Raw genomic sequence first — 17,563 nt, forward strand, 5'->3', positions numbered from 1 at the left:
CGTGTGATCCGTCGTATCCGTCGGGAGGGGGTCAGATGCGCTCGACGATGGTGGCGATGCCCATGCCACCGCCGACGCAGAGCGTGGCGAGGCCGTAGCGCTTGTCCTGGCGCTCCAGTTCGTCCACGAGCGAGCCGAGGATCATGGCGCCGGTCGCGCCGAGCGGGTGGCCGAGCGCGATGGCGCCGCCGTTGACGTTGACCCTGTCGAGCGAGAGGCCCATGTCCTTCACGAAGCGGAGCACGACGGCCGCGAACGCCTCGTTGATCTCCACCAGGTCGATGTCGTCGATCGTCAGCCCCGCCTTGGCGAGCGCCTTGCGGGTGGCGGGGGCCGGACCGGTGAGCATGATCGTCGGCTCGGAGCCGGAGACCGCCGCGGAGACGATCCGCGCGCGCGGGGTGAGGCCGTAGCGCTCGCCGACCTCCTTCGAACCGATGGCGACCAGGGAGGCGCCGTCGACGATGCCGGAGGAGTTGCCCGCGTGGTGGACGTGGTCGATCTTCTCGACCCAGTGGTACTTCTGGAGCGCCACCGCGTCGAAACCGCCCAGGTCGCCGATGTCCGCGAAGGACGGCTTGAGCCCCGCGAGCGAGTCGGCGGTGGTGCCGGGACGGAGGTGCTCGTCGTGGTCGAGGACGACCAGGCCCGCGCGGTCCTTCACCGGGACGACGGACCGGTCGAAGCGACCCTCCTTCCAGGCCGTCGCCGCGCGCTCCTGCGACAGCGCCGCGTACTCGTCGACGTCCCGGCGCGAGAAGCCCTCGATGGTGGCGATGAGGTCGGCGCCGATGCCCTGCGGCACGAAGTTGACGGCCAGGTTGGTCATCGGGTCGTTGAACCAGGCGCCGCCGTCCGAGGCCATCGGTACCCGCGACATGGACTCCACGCCGCCCGCGAGGACGAGGTCCTCCCAGCCGGAACGGACCTTGGCGGCGGCCATGTTGACGGCCTCCAGGCCCGAGGCACAGAAGCGGTTCTCCTGTACGCCGGCGACCGTGTCCGGCAGTCCGGCGGCCACGGCGGCAATGCGGGCGATGTCGGAGCCCTGGTCGCCGACGGGGCCGACCACGCCGAGCACGATGTCGTCGATCGCGGCCGGGTCCAGGCCCGGGAAGCGGCCGCGGATCTCGTGGATGAGTCCGACGACCAGGTCGATGGGCTTGGTGCCGTGCAGGGCGCCGTTCGCCTTGCCGCGACCGCGCGGGGTGCGGATCGCGTCGTACACGTACGCTTCGGTGCTCACAGGAAGGCCTTTCGAGGGTGAGGGTCAGCCGAGCAAGAAGGTGCTAGCCGAGCAGGGAACGCCCGATGATCTCCTTCATGATCTCGGTCGTCCCGCCGTAGATGGTCTGGATGCGGCCGTCCGTGAAGGCCCGGGCGACGGGGTACTCGCTCATGTAGCCGTAGCCGCCGTGCAGTTGCAGACAGCGGTCGGCGACCCGCTTCTGGAGTTCGGTCGCCCACCACTTGGCCATGGAGGCGTGCACCGCGTCGAGCTGCCCGATCGAGTGATCCTCGATGCAGCGGTCGAGGAAGGTGCGGGTGACGGCGCACTCGGTGGCCATCTCCGCCATCTCGAAACGGACGTGCTGCTTGGTGGCCAGCGGCCGGCCGAACGCCTCGCGCTCCTTGACGTACTCCGTGGTGATCTCCAGCAGGTGCTCGGCGGCGGCGATCGCGGAGACGGCGATGCTCAGGCGTTCCTGCGCGAGGTTGGTCATCAGGTGGACGAAGGCGCCGTTCAGCTCGCCGAGGAGGTTCTCCTTGGGCACGCGCACGTCGTGGAAGAACAACTCGGCCGTGTCCTGCGCCTTCTGGCCGATCTTGTCGAGGTTGCGGCCGCGCTCGAAGCCCGCCGTGCCGCGCTCGACGACGAGCAGCGACAGACCGTGCGCGCCGCCTTCGGGGGTGGTCTTCGCGACCACGATCACCAGGTCGGCGAGGATCCCGTTGGAGATGAACGTCTTGGAGCCGTTGAGCACCCAGTGGTCGCCGCGGTCCTCGGCGTGGGTGCGGATGCCCTGGAGGTCGGAGCCGGCGCCGGGCTCGGTCATCGCGATGGCCGTGATCAGCGTGCCGTCGCAGAAGCCGGGCAGCCAGCGCCGCCGCTGCTCCTCGGTGGCCAGGCCCGTCAGGTACGGGCCGATGATGTCGTTGTGCAGCCCGAGGGCGAGTCCGGGTGCCCCCGCGCGCGTGAACTCCTCGGCGAGGACGGCGCTGTAGCGGAAGTCGTCGGTGCCGCCGCCCCCGTACTCCTCGTCCACGGCGAGCCCGAGCAGGCCCTGCTTGCCGGCCGCGCGCCAGGCCTCCCGGGAGACGATGCCGGCCTTCTCCCAACTCTCGTAGTACGGCAGCACTTCCCTGGCCAGGAAGGCGCGGACCGTCTCACGGAACGCGTCGTGCTCGGGGGCGAAGATCTGGCGCTTCATGGTGTTCCGATCATGATGTTCCGAGGCCCTTCAGGAGATCGGGTACGTCCCAGTCGCGCGCCACGTCCTCGGTGTTCGCGCCGGGTCGCGCGGGGCCGGTGCGGACGGCGGTGGGGGTCGCGGAGAAGCGCGGTGCGGGCGCGGGCTGGGTGAGGCCGCCGTGGTCGGTGAAGGTGCCGCGGGCGGCGAGGTGCGGATGGTGCGGGGCCTCGCGCAGGGTAAGGACGGGGGCCACGCACGCGTCCGTACCGTCGAAGACGGCCGTCCACTCCTCGCGGGTACGGGACTTGAAGCGGGCGGCCACGGCCTCGCGCAGCTCCCCCCAGCGGGTCCAGTCCTTGCGGGCCCCGGCGTGCTCGGTGAGGTCGAGGAGCCGGACGAACTCGTCGTAGAACTGCGGCTCCAGCGGCCCGACGGCCATGTACCGTCCGTCGGCCGTCTCATAGGTGCCGTAGTACGGGCAGCCGCCGTCGAGGAGGTTGGCGCCGCGCCGGTCCTGCCAGCCGCCGGCGGCGAGCATGCCGTGGATCATCGCCGAGAGATGGGCGGTGCCGTCGACGATGGCGGCGTCGACGACCTGGCCGGTGCCGGTGGCGCGCGCGTGGTGGAGGGCGGCGAGGACGCCTACGACGAGGTAGAGGGAGCCGCCCGCGTAGTCGCCCAGGAGATTGGCGGGAGCCGGTGGCGGCTCGCCGGGGCTGCCGATCATGCCGAGGGTGCCGGTGAGGGCGATGTACGCGATGTCGTGGCCGGCGCGCTGGGCGAGCGGGCCGTCCTGCCCCCAGCCGGTCATCCGGCCGTAGACGAGCCTCGGGTTGCGGGCGTGGCAGGCCTCGGGTCCGATGCCGAGCCGCTCGGCGACACCGGGGCGGTAGCCCTCGACGAGGATGTCCGCACGCGCGGCGAGGTCCAGGACGCGGGCGGCGCCGTCCGGGGCCTTGAGGTCGATGACCACCGAGCGTTTGTTGCGGTTGGTGACGTCGAACTCGGGCTTGATGGCGAGTCCGGGGCCGCCGGGCCGGTCCACGCGGACGACGTCGGCGCCGAGGTCGGCGAGCAGCATGGCGGCGAACGGGCCCGGGCCGATACCGGCGAGCTCCAGTACGCGCACGCCGGTGAGCGGACCCTGCCCCGGCGTCGTTGCCGTTGTCATCCAGCCCCCATTGGCGTGACACAACCGATGTAACACCAGTGATGCTAAGAACACGTTCCACTGGATTCAAGACCTGGGCGAGCAAGCGCTTAGCCAATCATCGCGCTCACTGTCCGTCCAGCTCCGCTATCAGCCGTTTCGGTGCGATCACGCGGTAGCTCTCCTCCACCCAGTCGCACAGCAGCTCGGCGGCCGGGGCGCCGGTCTCCTCCAGCGGTACGCGGACCCAGCCCGCCTTGCCCAGGCCGTACCCGGCGGGTTCGGCGCCGGGGCAGGTCAGCGCGTGGGCGTGCGCCTCGTCGTCCTTGAGCTTGACCGTGACGCCCAGCGGATAGCTGCCGTCGGCGACACCGAGGAAGACGAACACCTTCTTGTTGACCTTGGCGACGGACTCGCCCCAGGGGTGGTCCTCGACGGCGCCGGGCATGCCGAGCGCGAAGGCGCGCACCTTTTCCCATTTCTTCAGGGCATTTTTGGGCACCGCCACCGCACACCTCCGGCCTGTCGTCTCCGCTCCGCACACCTCACGCTAGCCTCGGCCACCGACAACGGCGCGTGGTGCGGAACCGAGGGGTGTCATGAGCAGGCTGAACAGGGCGGACCGTCCGTACGACATCGTGCTCTTCGGAGCCACCGGGTTCGTGGGGACGCTCACCGCGGAGTACCTCGCCGCACACGCGCCCGAGGGGCTGCGCTGGGCGATCGCCGGGCGCAGCGAGGACAAGCTCCGGGCGCTGCGGGAGCGGCTGCCGGGCGGCTCGGAGGTGGGGGTGCTGCGGGCGGACGTGTCCGATCCGGCCTCGCTGCGGGCGCTCGCCGAGCACGCGCGCGTGGTGGCCACGACGGTGGGCCCCTATGTGACCTACGGCGAGGAGCTGGTGGCGGCCTGCGCGGGGAGCGGGGCGGACTATCTGGACCTCACCGGCGAGCCCGAGTTCGTGGACCGGATGTACGTCCTGCACGACGCACGCGCGCGTGAGACGGGGGCACGGCTGGTGCACGCCTGCGGGTTCGACTCGGTACCGCACGACCTGGGCGCGTACTTCACGGTGCGACAGCTGCCGGAGGGGGTGCCGCTCAGGGTCGACGGGTTCGTGACGGCGGACGCGACCTTCTCGGGCGGTACGTTCGCCTCGGCGCTGGGTCAGTTCGCGCGCGGGCGGCAGATGATCGCCGCCGCGCGGGACCGCGCCCGGCACGAGCCGCGGCTGGTCGGTCGGCGGGCCTCCACCCCGAACGGCGCTCCGCGGTTCGCCGGGGAGGTCGGTGCCTGGGCGCTGCCGCTGCCGACCATCGACGCGCAGATCGTGGGACGGTCGGCCCGGGCGCTGGAACGTTTCGGCCCCGACTTCCGCTACCGCCACTACGCGGCCGTACGCCGGCTGCCGATGGCGGTAGGCGGGGTCGCGGCGGTGGGCGCGCTGTTCGCGGCGGCCCAACTGCCGCCTGCCCGGCGCTGGTTGTCCGACCGGCTCAAGCCGGGAGAGGGGCCGAGCGCCGAGAAGCGCGCGAAGAGCTGGTTCTCGGTCCGCTTCGTGGGTGAGGGCGGTGGCCGCCGGGTGTTCACCGAGGTCGCGGGCGGTGACCCGGGCTACGACGAGACCGCGAAGATCTTCGCCGAGGCGGCGCTGTCGCTGGCCTTCGACGAACTCCCGCCGACGTCCGGTCAGGTCACCACGGCGGTGGCGATGGGCGACGCGCTGACCGAACGGCTGCAGCGGGCGGGCATCGTCTTCCGGGTGGCCGCGACCCGGTGACCTACAGCTGCCAGGTGGCGACCGTGTAGATCATCCCGCAGATCCAGGCGAGCCCGGCCAGCGCGGCGAGCACCAACGCGGCCGTCACGGCACGCTCGACCGGCCGCTCGGGGTCGGCGAGGGGCTTCGGGGAGCGGTGCCTGGGCATACGGTGCGTCGTCGTCATACGGCCCAGCCTGCCGCTCACGACGGCGCACCCACATCCGTACGGATACTCAGTTCACGTACTCAGGTACCGAGTACGGCGTCCACGCGCTCGCGCAGTTCGGGGTCGTCGGCGGTGGCCCGATGGGCGAGCGTTCATGGACCGTGCGCGTCCGGCTCCTCCAAGCAAACTGGGCGAAGTCGACTACGGTTCGGCAACGCCCTCAGGGGGCGCGGGGCTGTGACATATGCGGCTCCGCCGCGTGGGCGCGACAAGCCACAACGGCGCCGCAGCCGAACGACGGCGCCAGGCGGCACTTCCAGCGGAGCGCTTAGGCGTCCGGCGCCGCCTGTTCCATCTGCGGGCTCCCGGCCCGCGTCGCCTCCTTCAGCGCCCTCCGGCACAGCGCGTCCGCGTGGCGGGTCGTCTCCGGGAGGCGGTACTGGGGGGTCAACGCCAGTGTGTGGGCGCAGGCGTTGGCGAGGCTCACTCGGTGGCCGACCGAGACGAAGACCGGCTTCACGGACTCGCGGGTGCGCAGGGCTCGGCCGACCTCCTCGGTGTCCGCGAGGAGGGGGGAGGCGCTGCCGCGCGCGGTGTCCGGGTCGTCGTAGGTGAAGGTGAAGGGGTTCTTGGCGACGCCGATCGTGGGCAGGCCGGTGAGGACGCCGAGGTGGGCGGCGAGGCCGAAGCGGCGGGGGTGGGCGCGGCCGTAGCCGTCGCAGACGACCAGTCCCGGCGGGCACGGGAGGGCCTCCAGGGCGGCCATGACCGTGGGGATCTCGCGGAAGGCGAGCAGGCCCGGGACGTACGGGAAGGAGATCCGGCCGACCGCCGTGGCCTCGGCGACGACGTCGAGGCTCGCCGCGTCCAGGACGACGGCCGCGGCGACCACGACGTCCCGCTCGTCGTCGTAGGCCACGTCGACCCCGGTCACGTGCCCCTTGCCGGGCGGCGGGCCGGGCTCGTCGAGCACCACCCTCGTGCGCAACTCGTCCTGGACGGCGCGGGCTTGCTCCTCGGTCGCGGGCCAGCCCGCGGGAATGCGTACGGTCGTCATGATGGCAACGAGGGTACGTCGGCGTAGGCTCGCGATCATGTTCGTTCTGGAGCTGACGTACACCGCCCCGCTGGACAAGGTCGACGCCGTGCTGGAAGCGCACGTGGCGTGGCTCGACGAGCAGTACGCGCGGGGCGTGTTCCTCGCGTCCGGGCGCAAGAACCCCCGCGACGGCGGGGTGATCCTCGCCGTCGCGGAGGACCGCGCGCGGATCGAGCGGATCGCGGCCGGCGACCCGTTCGTGGAGGCCGGTGTCTGCGCCTACCGCGTCACCGAGTTCGCCGCCACGAAGACCGCGCCGGAGCTCGAGCGGTACCGCGAGTCGCCCTCCTGAGGCGTCACTTGCCCAGCGCCCGCTTCAGCTGGCTCTTGTTCATGTCCGAACGGCCGCTGACGTTGCGGCGCTTGGCCTCCTCGTAGAGCTGGTCGTAGGTCGGGCCCTGGGAGCCCTTCCCGGACCGCTGGCCGCCCCTCTTCCCGGACGACATGTCCTGGGTCGAGGTGCGGCTGGCGGTCTTGGACTCGCCGGAGCGGGCGCGTTCCTTGTTGACCGTGCGGGCGGCGATCTCCTCCGCACGCTTCTTGCTCTCACCCCGGTCCTGCGCGCTCTCCTTGATGTGCTCGTACTGCCGTTCCCTCTTCGGGCTCGAACCACGTGGCATGTGGGCTCACTCCTTCCGCGCTCGGCGACCGGGTACCCACATTCCGGATCAGCTCTCCAGCCGGGCCACGCGTCCCTTCTCCCCCGCCGCCCAGCAGCCGAGGTCGGGGGTGCAGTCGACGGTGTCGTACGAGCCCGTGTCGACCGTGCGCCAGGTGCGGCCGCCGTCCGTCGTCACATCGGTGCCGGTGGGGCCGACCGCGAGGGCCGCGGTGCGGCTGTACGGGAGCCAGGCGACGCCCGAGCGGTAGGCGGGCGGCGAGGTGGCGGCGGACCGCCAGGTGCGGCCGCCGTCCCGGGTCACGGCGCCCGCCTGCGGGGAGGCCTGGTCGGGGCGGTAGTCGCCGCCGACCGCGAGACCGTGCGCGCGGTCGCGGAAGGCGAGCGCGAAGACTCCCTTGGCGGGGTCGCCCGCCGGGATCGGCGACTCCGTGGCCGTCCAGGTCAGGCCGCGGTCGGAGGAGTGCAGCACGCGCGCGCGTGCCGCGCCGCCGGTGGCCAGCCAGACGTCCTTCGAACCGGAGCTCACCAGGCACTGGCCACTGGCCGCGAACCCGGCCTCGCCCTCCAGCGCGGCGGGCATGCCCGTGTTCGGCAGGACCTTCCAGGAGCGGCCGCCGTCGCTCGTCGACAGGATGCGGAATCTGCCCTCGACCGGGTCGCTCATCGCCAGTCCGTGCTTGCGGTCGAAGAAGGTGAGGCAGTCGTAGAAGGCCCGCGCGTCGGTGTTGCGGAAGGACTCGGTCCAGGTGGCCCCGCCGTCGTCGGTCCGGTACACCCGGGACGCCTCGCCCTCGCCGATGGCCAGGACGACGGCCCGGCGCGCGTCGAACGCCTCGATGTCCCGGAACTGGAGCTCGCCGGCGCCGGGCGGCGAGACGTTCCGCCAGCTCGCGCCGGCGTCCGTGGTGCGCAGAACGGTGCCCTGGGTGCCGGCGACCCAGGCGGTCGTCCGGCTGACGGCCGACAGACCGCGGAACCGCACCTCGGGCGTCCCGCTGTCCTTGAGTTCCCAGTGCGGCGCCGGGTGCCGCGGCTGTGCCTGCGCGGGTACGGCCGTCAGCGCGGCCAGCGCCGCCGCGCACGCCACCCCCGCGACGACCCCTCTGCCCGTACGTCCCCTGTGTCCCGTGCGTCGCGTGATCCCCAAGCGCCTCATGGCGGGCGAAGCTAGCCCACGCGCCCGTGGCCGTCCAGACCGCCGACGCGTGGGACGACGGTCGCCACAAGTGCCGTTCGCAACACAGAAGGTGGCCTGCGCCACTCTCGTGCATGAAAGACGGTGACCGAGGTCACTCGACTTTCGTGTACACGGATTGGCCGATTCCGTCGTCTCTACCAGTGCCCGGCCTCATCCGCCCGGAAGTCAGTCCAGCCGTCACGAGGGAGCAACGCGTTGTCCACTGTCATCGAGCAGCCCGTTGAGGCCCGTCTCGTCGCCGCCGCACCGCGGATGCCGAGCATCCCCGCCACGCTGCACTACGACCGGCGCGATCCGTTCGCCGTCCGCATGACCTTCCCGGCCCCGGCCACCCTGGAGGGCGTGGAGGTCTGCTGGACCTTCTCGCGCGAACTCCTCACCACGGGTCTGGAGACCGCCGAGGGACACGGCGACGTGCGGGTGCGGCCGTACGGCTACGACCGCACCGTCCTGGAGTTCCACGCCCCGGAGGGCACCGCCGTCGTGCATGTGCGCACGGGAGAGATCCGGCGGTTCCTGAAGGCGACGGCGGACCTGGTGCCCGTGGGGCTGGAGCACCTCCAGCTCGACCTGGACCAGCAGCTGGCCGAGCTGATGCGCGACGCGTAGCGCTCCGCACCGCTGGGCCGCCCCCTGGGTGTCTCAGCGTGCCGCCCCCAGCAACGCGTTGAGCCTGCCGTAGTCGAGGCCGTCCTCCAGCTCCCCGTACGTTCCCGCCCCCAGCAGCTCCCGTGCGGCGCGGTGGACCAGTGCGTGAGCCGCCTGGGCGATGGCCGAACCCGCGCTCACGCGCGCGACGCCGAGCGCCGACAGTTCCGCGACCGGGGGCGCGCCCGGGCCGACCATGACGTTCAGCGGGCCGTCGACGCCGTCGACGAGGAGCTTGACCGTGCCCGGGTCGACGGCCCCGGGGACGAAGATCCCGTCGGCACCCGCGGCCCGGAAGGCGGCGGCCCGCTCCAGAGTGAGGTCGACTCCCCCGGCGCCCCTCAGGAACGTGTCGATCCGGGCGTTGACGAACAGCGGCACGCCCTCGGCATCGGCGGCCTCCCGGGCTGCGGCGATCCGTTCGGCCTGCTCGGCCACCGACCGCAGCGGTCCGGTGCCCTCCTCGTACAGCGCGTCCTCGATGTTCACGCCCACCGCACCGGCCGCGAGCACCGCACGGATCGTGTGCGCCACGCCCTCCGGGTCCTCGGCGTAACCGCTCTCGACGTCCGCGCTGACGGGCACCCCGACGGCGGCGACGATCCCCGCGACGACCCCGAGCGCCCGCTCCCGCCCCACCCGGTCCCCGTCCGCCGTGCCGAGGGCCCACGCCAGCCCCGCGCTGGTGGTCGCCACGGCGGCGGCACCGGCGTCCTCGACGACCCGGGCGCTCGCGGCGTCCCAGGCGTTGGGCAGGACCAGCGGCCGCCCCGGCACATGCAGGGCACGGAAGGCGAGGGCACGCTCGCGAAGGGAGTTGAGGTTCGTCATGGCCCCACTCAAGCAGCGGGGCCGGGGCGGGTCCGGCAGGAATCCGACAGGGCCGTGAGGCCGCCGAGGGGGCTAGTGAAGGCGCGGCCACGACGACCGCCGACGGCTCGGCAGACCGCTTCACGGTGCCGCCCAGCCTCGCTCGACGCCGTCTCGGGCCCCGGGGTGCCGTATCGGGCCACCCATGGGGCTCAGGCCGCGCGCGGCATCTCAGGCTTGACCGTGCGGGCTTCCCGAGATGCGGGAACGCTTCGAACCCGGGCGGCACCGGCGAACTCCGGCAACGCCTCGAACCCCGGCGGCGTCGACCTCGCCAACCCCTCACACCTGGGCCGCACGTCAGGCAGTGCCGCATCCGGCCCCATGACGCTCACGCCCCCGTCGGTGCGTCCGCCGGTGTCAGGGCCGCGCAGAGTTCCGGTACGACCATCCGCAGCACCGGCGCCGCCGCTCCGCCGCGCTCGGTCAGTTCCAGCAGGCGGGCCTTGTGGTGGGCGCGTTCCTCGCGGGAGACACGGGGGGTGAGGCTGCGCAGCTCCGCGGCGGCCGCCAGTACGGCGAGGGCCGCGTCCCGGTCGGAGACCTCCGCGACCCGCACCGGCCCGTCCAGGATCCGCCGTACCTCCTCGCGCAGCGCCTCCACGACGGCGACGCGCTCCACGGCGTACTCCACGGTCGGGAAGAGGCCGAGAGCCCGCCGCTTCTCCACGCGCAGATACCCCTCGGCGGCCAGCTGCTCCCGTACGGCCTCGAACGTCACGCGCGCGTGCAGCGTCACCCAGCCGCGCCACCGGTGCGGCCGGGACTCGCGTACGAGTTCCAGGAGCCCGTCGAGGACGGCGTCCCCGGTGCGGGAGTCCATGTCGACGGGGGTGGCGATGCCGTCGTCGTCGACGAGCAGCCCGCGCCGGGCCAGTTCGGTGAGGGCGCCGGCCCGCACCAGGTGGTGGAGGTGGGTGGTGCCGGCGAGCTCGTTCCTCGTGGTGTCCCAGGCCAGCAGGTGGAGCCGGGCCGGCAGGGACAGCGAGCCGTTGGGCACGGGGCCTCCTTCGGGGCGGTGCGGTCGGACTTCACGTTAATTCGTTGACAGCCCACACGCCCCCTCGTACGGTGTATATCGCTTCTGTTGCCGTCGATTGGAGAAGGACGTTGCTCGTCTGAGGTCCTGAGACACCGCGTCACACCACACATCTTGTGTGGGTGCGCTGCGTGTGACCTCGGCGTACGAGCCGTCCTCCGGTGCAGGGCTTTTTTCATGCCCACGGATCATGCCCATGGATCTTCTCCAGGGATCATGTCCACGGAGCCTCGCCTCCCCCTCGGTCGCAGGTGTCTCGATACGCGTTTGCCCCCAGCCGCATCGAGCAACCGCGAGGCCTGTATGTCTACTTCCATCACCTGCACGTCCCTGTCCTTCACCTGGTCCGACGGCACCCCCGTCCTCGAGGACCTGGACGTCGCCTTCGGCCCCGGCCGCACCGGACTCGTCGGCGTCAACGGTTCGGGGAAATCAACCCTGTTGAGGCTGATCGCCGGTGAACTCACCCCCACCGACGGCGCCGTGCGCGTCACGGGCGAGGTGGGCTACCTCCCGCAGAACGTCACGCTCGACACCGGCCTGAGGGTCGACGAGGCGCTGGGCATCGCCGCCCGGCGTGCCGCACTGCACGCCATCGAGGCGGGCGACGTGGCCGAGGAGCACTTCGAGACCCTCGGCGACGACTGGGACGTCGAGGAACGCGCCCTGGCCACGCTCGGCGAACTCGGCCTCGGCGACATCGGGTTGGACCGTACGATCGGCGAGGTGTCCGGCGGGGAGTCGGTACTGCTCCGGCTGGCCGCGCTGCTGCTGCGCCGACCGGACGTCCTGCTGCTGGACGAGCCGACCAACAACCTGGACCTGTACGCCCGCAGGCGGCTGTACGCGGCCGTCGCGTCCTGGCCCGGCGTCATGGTCGTGGTCAGCCACGACCGCGAACTGCTGGACCTGGTCGACCAGATCGCCGATCTGCGCGGCGGGGAGGTCACCTGGTACGGCGGCAACTTCTCCGCGTACGAGGAGGCCCTCGCCACCGAACAGGAGGCGGCGGAGCGGATGGTGCGGGTCGCCGAGGCGGATCTCAAGAAGCAGAAGCGCGAACTGGTGGACGCCCAGGTCAAGTTGGCCCGCCGCAAGCGGTACGGCCAGAAGATGTGGGACCAGAAGCGGGAGCCGAAGATCGTCATGGGGGCACGCAAGCGCGCGGCGCAGGAGTCCGCGGGCAAGCACCGCATCATGCACGAGGAGCGGCTCGCCGAGGCCAAGGAGCGGCTCGGGGACGCGGTGGAGGCGGTACGGGACGACGACGAGATCCGCGTCGACCTGCCGTACACCGCCGTGCCACCGGGGCGTGAGGTCCTGACCCTCATGGACCTGGAGCCGGCGTACGGCGCCCGTGTGGGCGGCGGCTTCGACCTGCGCGGTCCGGAGCGGGTCGCGCTGGTCGGACGCAACGGCGCGGGCAAGACGACGTTGCTGCGGACGATCGCCGGGCAGCTGGCGCCGGTGGCGGGCGAGGCGACGGCACATGTGCCGATGCGTTTCCTGCCCCAGCGTCTGGACGTGCTCGACGACGAGCTGTCCGTCGCCGAGAACGTGGCCCGGTTCGCGCCGGGCGCCACCAACAACCGGATCCGGGCCCGTCTCGCCCGCTTCCTGTTCCGGGGCGCCCGCGCCGACCAGAAGGCGGCGACGCTCTCCGGCGGCGAGCGCTTCCGGGCGGCGCTGGCCGCGCTGATGCTGGCCGAGCCCGCGCCGCAGCTGCTGATGCTGGACGAGCCGACGAACAACCTCGACATGGCGAGCGTCCGTCAGCTCACCACGGCCCTGGACTCGTACGAGGGGGCGCTGATCGTGGCCAGCCACGACCTGCCGTTCCTGGAGTCGATCGGCATCACCCGCTGGCTGCTGCTGGACGGGGAACTGCGGGAAACCACGCCGGAGGCCGTCGGACGTCCCGCGTGACCGTCCGGGCCGCGAGCCCCGCTCGCGGCCCGGATCCGGTTACCGGCGCGTATCTCAGGAGGGCCACAGCCTGACGACGGGGGTTTTGTGTGTGCGGGCCCGCCCTGCATGATGGCGGCCGGTGCCGCTTTTCCGGGGCGCCGTCCCTGCCGCCGTTACGGAGTTCCTCGTGCCCAGCAAGAAGGCCCTCGTCCGCCGCCCCAGCCCGCGCCTCGCCGAAGGACTGGTGACGCACATCGAGCGCGAGAAGATCGACGTCGATCTCGCGGTCGAACAGTGGGAGGCGTATGTCGAGACCCTGCGCGCGCACGGCTGGGAGACCGTCGAGGTGGACCCGGCCGACGACTGCCCGGACGCGGTGTTCGTCGAGGACACGGTCGTCATGTACAAGAACGTCGCCCTCATCACCCGGCCCGGCGCCGAGTCCCGGCGCGGCGAGACCGCCGGGGTCGAGGAGGCGGTGGCCTCGCTCGGCTGCTCGGTGAACTGGGTCTGGGAGCCCGGCACGCTGGACGGCGGCGACGTCCTCAAGGTCGGTGACACGATCTACGTCGGCCGGGGCGGGCGTACCAACGCGGCCGGCGTCCAGCAGCTGCGGGCCGCCTTCGAGCCGCTCGGCGCGCGGGTCGTCGCGGTGCCGGTGAGCAAGGTGCTGCATCTGAAGTCGGCGGTCACGGCGCTGCCCGACGGCACGGTGATCGGGCACATCCCGAAGGTGGACCGGCCCTCGCTCTTCCCGCGCTTCCTGTCGGTGCCCGAGGAGGCCGGCGGCCATGTGGTGCTGCTGGGCGGGCACCAGCTGCTCATCTCGGCGAGCGCGCCGAAGACGACGGAGCTGCTCGCCGACCTCGGCCACGAGCCGGTCGTCGTCGACATCAGCGAGTTCGAGAAGCTCGAAGGCTGTGTGACATGTCTCTCGGTCCGGATGCGGGAGCTGTACGCCTGACCGAGTGAGCGGACCACCCGTTCGGCCCGGGGACCTGCGGGTCCGGGGACTTCTTGTCATGCCCGGGAACAGGGGCTGAACTGGGATCTTTACAACGTACTTAACCTACGGTCTCGTAACCTACGGATTCGTAGCCTACGCTTTCGTAAGTTCCTGTTTGGATCCGGCAACCGCTCGCCGGTTTGTTCCGCTTTGTTACGCGTCCCCCTGGAGTTCCCGTGACGATCACCACCCCTCACCTCGGCAGCCCTTCCGTCTGGACCGACGCCAAGCTGCTGTACGCGCTGGAGGAAGTGGTCGAGAAGGAACTCAACCGGCACCTCAAGGTCACCAAGGACTGGATGCCGCACGAGTACGTGCCGTGGAGCGACGCCCGCAACTTCCCCGGCTTCTTCGAGGACGGCGAGGCCTGGGACAAGGAGCAGTCGAAGGTCACCGAGATCGGCCGTATCGCGCTCGTGGTGAACCTCCTGACCGAGGACAACCTCCCCAGCTACCACCACGAGATCGCCTCGCTCTTCGGCCGCGACGGCGCCTGGGGCACCTGGGTGCACCGCTGGACCGCCGAGGAGGGCCGGCACGGCATCGTGATGCGCGACTACCTCCTCGCGTCGCGCGCGGTGGACCCGGACAAGCTGGAAGCGTTCCGCATGCAGCACATGAGCGAGGGCTTCGAGTCGGACAACCGGCACTCGATGCTGCACTCGGTCGCCTACGTCGCCTTCCAGGAGCTCGCGACCCGCGTCTCGCACCGCAACACCGGCCACCAGTCGGGCGACCCGGTCTGCGACCGCATGCTGGCGCGCATCGCGACCGACGAGAACCTCCACATGGTCTTCTACCGCAACCTCCTCAAGGCCGCGTTCGAGCTGGCCCCCGACCTGACCATGCAGGCCGTGCGCGACGTCCTCGTCAACTTCCGCATGCCCGGCCACGGCATGCCCGGCTTCGAGCGGTTCGCGGCGCAGATGGCGATCGGCGAGGTCTACAACCTGCGCATCCACCACGACGACGTCATCCAGCCGGTGCTGCGGTTCCTGAAGGTCATGGAGATCGACGGTCTCGGCCCCGAGGGACAGAAGGCGCAGGACGAGATCGGCCTGTACATGGGCGGTCTCGACTCGGAGGCCGCCAAGTTCGACGAGAAGCTGGCCGCGCGCAAGGCGCGGATGGCGGCACGCGCCGCAGGCTGACGTCACCGAAGAGCACCTGAGCCGGCCCGCGCGGAGAGATTCTCCGGTGCGGGCCGGCTTCTGCCTGCGGCATCATGCCGCCATGCGGCAGAACAGCAGGGTGGAACAGGCGGTCGGCTTTCTGCTCGGCCTGGTCGACGGGGCGACCGCCGAGCGGGTCCGGGCGCGGACCGGGCTGCCCCCGACCGAGAGCCCCGAGGACACGGCGGTGCGGGTGCGACGAGCCTGGACATGGGCGACGCACCTGCCGGCCTCCGTCGCGCTGTGGATCCTGGAGAACGACGATCCCCAGCTGAACGCCGTGGTCTGGAGGCACATCCCGACCGACGCCGGGCTGCGCCGGGCCATCTCGCGCGGTGTGCCGTTCGCACCCGGCCGCACCGGAACCATCCCGGTCGACCGCACCCTCCCGGGCGCCGAGCCGGAGATCCCCGAGGCCTACGTCGATCACGGCCTCGTCGGCAGTCTGCGCGCGGTGACCTCCATGGAGGCGGGGCGCGCCGCCGCGTCCATGGTGCTGACCAGGGACGACTGGCGGGCGGTCGGCGAGACGGACAGCGCGTTCCCGCTGCCGGGTTACGCGCGCTGGGCACTGTCCGTGCGCCCGGACTGCCCGCCGTCGGTGCGGGCCGGGTTCGGCTCGCACGCCAAGTTCACCCACCGACTGCGTCAGGCCGGCGTCTTCGACGGCCCCGCGGACTACGTGGCCTCCAAGGTCCCCGCCGTCCAGGTCCTGGAAGTGCTCGCGATGGGCCATGTGCTGTTCCCGGCCCGCGTCCGGGAGGCCGAGGACACGCTCCGGCCGCTCGTCCAGGACCACTTGGGCGACCGCGAGGAGGCCTGGGCGGTGCTGGCCCAGCTGATCGAGACCTTCCACGGGAACGCGCCGGAGCTGGTGGTGACGGCGGGCGCGATCGCCTAGGGGGCGGTTGGGCAGCGGTCGGTAGGACAGGGGGGCGGGGCGGCTGGATTCGAACCAGCGTGTTCTGGATCTGGAGTCCGGTGCGCCTGCCTCTGCGCTACGACCCCGCCCTTGGCAGCAGATCGTAATGCCTTGGCCCGATGTCAGTGGGTCCTGGTACCAATGAGGCACGGGGGAACGGCAGTACGGGGGGCACGACATGGCGTACGGAGAGCGGGGGCGGCCTGCCCCGGTGGTCGACCTCGCCGACCGGCGGGCGCTGGAGGCGTACCGCCCGGCGGACCCGGAGGTGGTGGAGCGGGCGCGGCGGCTCAAGGAGGCCGCGCTGCTGGACTTCGGGCTGACCGAGTCGGCGGTGGCGTCCTGGCTGTACGCCAAGTGCCATCACCAGATCCCGACGACCGCGATCGACACCGCGGCCGTGGTCGCCTCCGGCGACGGCACCTGCCTGCTGCTCTACAACCCGGACTTCTTCGTGGGACTCGGCCTGGACGGCGTGAAGTTCGTCCTCTTCCACGAGGCACGCCACCTGGTGCACCGCCACCTGTTCGCCGACCCGGAGCTACGGGACGACCCAGTCTTCGAGCTGGCCGCCGAGGTGTCCATCAACCATGTGGCACTGGTCCGTCTCGACCGGCGGGAACTGCCCCTGCTCGACGGCCGGCCGACCGGCGTCGACCCGCGCGCGGTGTACGGCCACTACCGCGCGGACCTGACGGCCCACGGCCTGGAGCCGGTGGCGTACGAGACGTTCACCGAGACGGACATGCGGGTCTACGGCGAGCTGAAGCGGATGCACGCCCCGCCGGTGCCGCCGCGCCGGCTCTGTGTGCACCTGACCGGCGGCGCCCCGGTCCCGGCCGACCAGGACACCGTCGACGCGGTCACCTCCTCCGCGCTGCTCAACTCCCTGCTGGCGGCCCGGCGCGGGCACGCGGGCGCGGAGCGGGAGCTGCTCGACCTGATGGGCCGCACCGAGGACGGCAACGCCCGGGCCGCCCGGATCTGGGGGAACCTCGGCGCGGGCATGCTCCGCGGCGAGACCACGCGCACGCGTACGGTCCACTGGTGGCAGCGCTGGCTGGTCGACGTGCTCGGCTCCAGACTGCGCGAGGGCGAGCGGCTGGTGTACCCGAAGAAGCGGGGCGCCCTGCTCGCGGCCCTCGGCCAGGACCCGATGCTGGCGCGCCGTGGCCCGGTGCGACACAAGGTGCTGGTCATCGCGTACGACACCTCGGGCTCGATGCCGCACCACGTGATCACCTGGCTCACCGCACTGGTCGGCCGGATCGACGGCGTGCAGGCCCACTGGCTCTCCTTCGACGCCGTGGTCATGCCCTTCGTCCCCGGCGAGCGGGTCTACGGCGGAGGCGGGACGAGCTTCCAGGCGGTCGCGGACTACGTGGAGGGCCGTACGGAGGTGAACGGGCGCCGTTTCGACGAGACCCCCGACGCCGTCGTGGTGCTCACCGACGGATACGCCCCGCCCATCGCCCCCGCCGAGCCGGACAAATGGATCTGGCTGATCACCGAGGGCGGCGACGAATGGCCCGAGCGGCACACACCGGCGATGGACTGCCATCGCGTGACCACGGGTTCGCGGTAACGAG

Annotated in this window: 18 protein-coding genes and 1 tRNA gene; 8 read left to right on the forward strand and 11 right to left on the reverse strand. The window is 71.8% G+C overall.

Annotated elements, in window-relative coordinates; all coding sequences use genetic code 11:
- Positions 1-31: 31 nt before the first annotated feature.
- The 4 genes from ABKA17_RS09210 to ABKA17_RS09225 all read right to left on the reverse strand — a co-directional run bounded on the left by ABKA17_RS09210 (position 32) and on the right by ABKA17_RS09225 (position 4,072).
- A complete protein-coding gene (locus ABKA17_RS09210; protein WP_353691405.1) occupies positions 32-1,246 on the reverse strand; it encodes an acetyl-CoA C-acetyltransferase in 1,215 nt (404 codons plus the stop codon).
- A 43-nt stretch (positions 1,247-1,289) separates the two neighbouring features.
- Positions 1,290-2,432, reverse strand: a complete 1,143-nt coding sequence (locus ABKA17_RS09215) for an acyl-CoA dehydrogenase family protein (RefSeq protein ID WP_353691406.1) — start codon at positions 2,430-2,432, stop codon at positions 1,290-1,292.
- Positions 2,433-2,442: 10 nt separating this feature from the next.
- Positions 2,443-3,585, reverse strand: a complete 1,143-nt coding sequence (locus ABKA17_RS09220; protein WP_353691407.1) for a CaiB/BaiF CoA transferase family protein — start codon at positions 3,583-3,585, stop codon at positions 2,443-2,445.
- A 106-nt stretch (positions 3,586-3,691) separates the two neighbouring features.
- A complete protein-coding gene (locus ABKA17_RS09225; RefSeq protein WP_353691408.1) occupies positions 3,692-4,072 on the reverse strand; it encodes an MmcQ/YjbR family DNA-binding protein in 381 nt (126 codons plus the stop codon).
- 91 nt (positions 4,073-4,163) lie between these two features.
- Here ABKA17_RS09225 and ABKA17_RS09230 point away from each other — a divergent pair, with 91 nt between their 5' ends.
- On the forward strand, positions 4,164-5,342 hold the full coding sequence (locus tag ABKA17_RS09230; RefSeq protein ID WP_353691409.1) for a saccharopine dehydrogenase family protein: 1,179 nt from the start codon (positions 4,164-4,166) through the stop codon (positions 5,340-5,342).
- Between the two features lies 1 nt (position 5,343).
- On the opposite strand, the gene mmpA is transcribed toward ABKA17_RS09230, so the two are convergent.
- A complete protein-coding gene (gene mmpA / locus ABKA17_RS09235; RefSeq protein WP_502994189.1) occupies positions 5,344-5,490 on the reverse strand; it encodes a morphogenic membrane protein MmpA in 147 nt (48 codons plus the stop codon).
- Positions 5,491-5,818: 328 nt separating this feature from the next.
- A complete protein-coding gene (locus ABKA17_RS09240) occupies positions 5,819-6,547 on the reverse strand; it encodes an endonuclease V (protein WP_353691411.1) in 729 nt (242 codons plus the stop codon).
- A gap of 37 nt (positions 6,548-6,584) precedes the next feature.
- Between ABKA17_RS09240 and ABKA17_RS09245 the strand changes: the two genes are divergently transcribed.
- Positions 6,585-6,881 (forward strand): YciI family protein, encoded by a 297-nt coding sequence (locus ABKA17_RS09245; RefSeq protein WP_353691412.1) that lies wholly within the window; start codon positions 6,585-6,587, stop codon positions 6,879-6,881.
- Positions 6,882-6,885: 4 nt separating this feature from the next.
- Here ABKA17_RS09245 and ABKA17_RS09250 read toward each other — a convergent pair whose 3' ends face one another.
- Both ABKA17_RS09250 and ABKA17_RS09255 read right to left on the reverse strand, forming a co-directional pair.
- Positions 6,886-7,209 carry a plasmid stabilization protein gene (locus ABKA17_RS09250; protein ID WP_353691413.1) on the reverse strand — a complete coding sequence of 108 codons (324 nt, stop codon included), beginning with the start codon at positions 7,207-7,209 and terminating at the stop codon, positions 6,886-6,888.
- A 48-nt stretch (positions 7,210-7,257) separates the two neighbouring features.
- Positions 7,258-8,367: a WD40/YVTN/BNR-like repeat-containing protein gene (locus tag ABKA17_RS09255; RefSeq protein WP_353691414.1), complete on the reverse strand. Its 1,110-nt coding sequence runs from the start codon at positions 8,365-8,367 to the stop codon at positions 7,258-7,260.
- 237 nt (positions 8,368-8,604) lie between these two features.
- On the opposite strand from ABKA17_RS09255, the gene ssgD reads away from it, so the two are divergent.
- The gene (gene ssgD / locus ABKA17_RS09260; RefSeq protein ID WP_353691415.1) at positions 8,605-9,018 is read left to right on the forward strand and encodes a spore wall synthesis regulator SsgD; all 414 of its coding nucleotides are present in this window, start codon (positions 8,605-8,607) and stop codon (positions 9,016-9,018) included.
- A gap of 33 nt (positions 9,019-9,051) precedes the next feature.
- On the opposite strand, the gene ABKA17_RS09265 is transcribed toward ssgD, so the two are convergent.
- Together ABKA17_RS09265 and ABKA17_RS09270 are read right to left on the reverse strand one after the other, a co-directional pair.
- Entirely contained in the window at positions 9,052-9,888 is an 837-nt protein-coding gene (locus ABKA17_RS09265) for an isocitrate lyase/PEP mutase family protein (protein WP_353691416.1), read from the reverse strand.
- A 370-nt stretch (positions 9,889-10,258) separates the two neighbouring features.
- Positions 10,259-10,927, reverse strand: a complete 669-nt coding sequence (locus tag ABKA17_RS09270; RefSeq protein WP_353691417.1) for a GOLPH3/VPS74 family protein — start codon at positions 10,925-10,927, stop codon at positions 10,259-10,261.
- Between the two features lie 342 nt (positions 10,928-11,269).
- Here ABKA17_RS09270 and ABKA17_RS09275 point away from each other — a divergent pair, with 342 nt between their 5' ends.
- From ABKA17_RS09275 to ABKA17_RS09290, 4 genes are all read left to right on the forward strand, one after another.
- The gene (locus ABKA17_RS09275) at positions 11,270-12,892 is read left to right on the forward strand and encodes an ABC-F family ATP-binding cassette domain-containing protein (protein ID WP_353691418.1); all 1,623 of its coding nucleotides are present in this window, start codon (positions 11,270-11,272) and stop codon (positions 12,890-12,892) included.
- 169 nt (positions 12,893-13,061) lie between these two features.
- Positions 13,062-13,838 (forward strand): dimethylargininase, encoded by a 777-nt coding sequence (gene ddaH, locus ABKA17_RS09280; protein WP_353691419.1) that lies wholly within the window; start codon positions 13,062-13,064, stop codon positions 13,836-13,838.
- 218 nt (positions 13,839-14,056) lie between these two features.
- A complete protein-coding gene (locus tag ABKA17_RS09285) occupies positions 14,057-15,031 on the forward strand; it encodes an acyl-ACP desaturase (protein ID WP_353691420.1) in 975 nt (324 codons plus the stop codon).
- 82 nt (positions 15,032-15,113) lie between these two features.
- Positions 15,114-15,953, forward strand: coding sequence for a hypothetical protein (locus tag ABKA17_RS09290; protein WP_353691421.1), 840 nt, complete (start codon positions 15,114-15,116; stop codon positions 15,951-15,953).
- A gap of 33 nt (positions 15,954-15,986) precedes the next feature.
- On the opposite strand, the gene ABKA17_RS09295 is transcribed toward ABKA17_RS09290, so the two are convergent.
- Positions 15,987-16,062: transfer RNA gene (locus ABKA17_RS09295), tRNA-Trp, on the reverse strand.
- Between the two features lie 90 nt (positions 16,063-16,152).
- Here ABKA17_RS09295 and ABKA17_RS09300 point away from each other — a divergent pair.
- The gene (locus ABKA17_RS09300) at positions 16,153-17,559 is read left to right on the forward strand and encodes a DUF2201 family putative metallopeptidase (RefSeq protein WP_353691422.1); all 1,407 of its coding nucleotides are present in this window, start codon (positions 16,153-16,155) and stop codon (positions 17,557-17,559) included.
- The last annotated feature ends 4 nt before the right edge of the window (positions 17,560-17,563 follow it).

This window comes from Streptomyces sp. RG80 (genome assembly GCF_040446465.1).
Lineage (GTDB): Bacteria > Actinomycetota > Actinomycetes > Streptomycetales > Streptomycetaceae > Streptomyces.

Excerpts from the sequence above, each read along its gene's own strand:
- ABKA17_RS09220 (WP_353691407.1), bottom strand. The coding sequence starts at position 3,585 with ATGACAACGGCAACGACGCCGGGGCAGGGTCCGCTCACCGGCGTGCGC.
- ABKA17_RS09245 (WP_353691412.1), top strand. The coding sequence starts at position 6,585 with ATGTTCGTTCTGGAGCTGACGTACACCGCCCCGCTGGACAAGGTCGAC.
- ABKA17_RS09255 (WP_353691414.1), bottom strand. The coding sequence starts at position 8,367 with ATGAGGCGCTTGGGGATCACGCGACGCACGGGACACAGGGGACGTACG.
- ABKA17_RS09265 (WP_353691416.1), bottom strand. The coding sequence starts at position 9,888 with ATGACGAACCTCAACTCCCTTCGCGAGCGTGCCCTCGCCTTCCGTGCC.
- ABKA17_RS09290 (WP_353691421.1), top strand. The coding sequence starts at position 15,114 with ATGCGGCAGAACAGCAGGGTGGAACAGGCGGTCGGCTTTCTGCTCGGC.
- ABKA17_RS09275 (WP_353691418.1), top strand. The coding sequence starts at position 11,270 with ATGTCTACTTCCATCACCTGCACGTCCCTGTCCTTCACCTGGTCCGAC.
- ABKA17_RS09250 (WP_353691413.1), bottom strand. The coding sequence starts at position 7,209 with ATGCCACGTGGTTCGAGCCCGAAGAGGGAACGGCAGTACGAGCACATC.
- mmpA (WP_502994189.1), bottom strand. The coding sequence starts at position 5,490 with ATGCCCAGGCACCGCTCCCCGAAGCCCCTCGCCGACCCCGAGCGGCCG.
- ABKA17_RS09230 (WP_353691409.1), top strand. The coding sequence starts at position 4,164 with ATGAGCAGGCTGAACAGGGCGGACCGTCCGTACGACATCGTGCTCTTC.
- ABKA17_RS09215 (WP_353691406.1), bottom strand. The coding sequence starts at position 2,432 with ATGAAGCGCCAGATCTTCGCCCCCGAGCACGACGCGTTCCGTGAGACG.
- ABKA17_RS09300 (WP_353691422.1), top strand. The coding sequence starts at position 16,153 with ATGGCGTACGGAGAGCGGGGGCGGCCTGCCCCGGTGGTCGACCTCGCC.
- ABKA17_RS09240 (WP_353691411.1), bottom strand. The coding sequence starts at position 6,547 with ATGACGACCGTACGCATTCCCGCGGGCTGGCCCGCGACCGAGGAGCAA.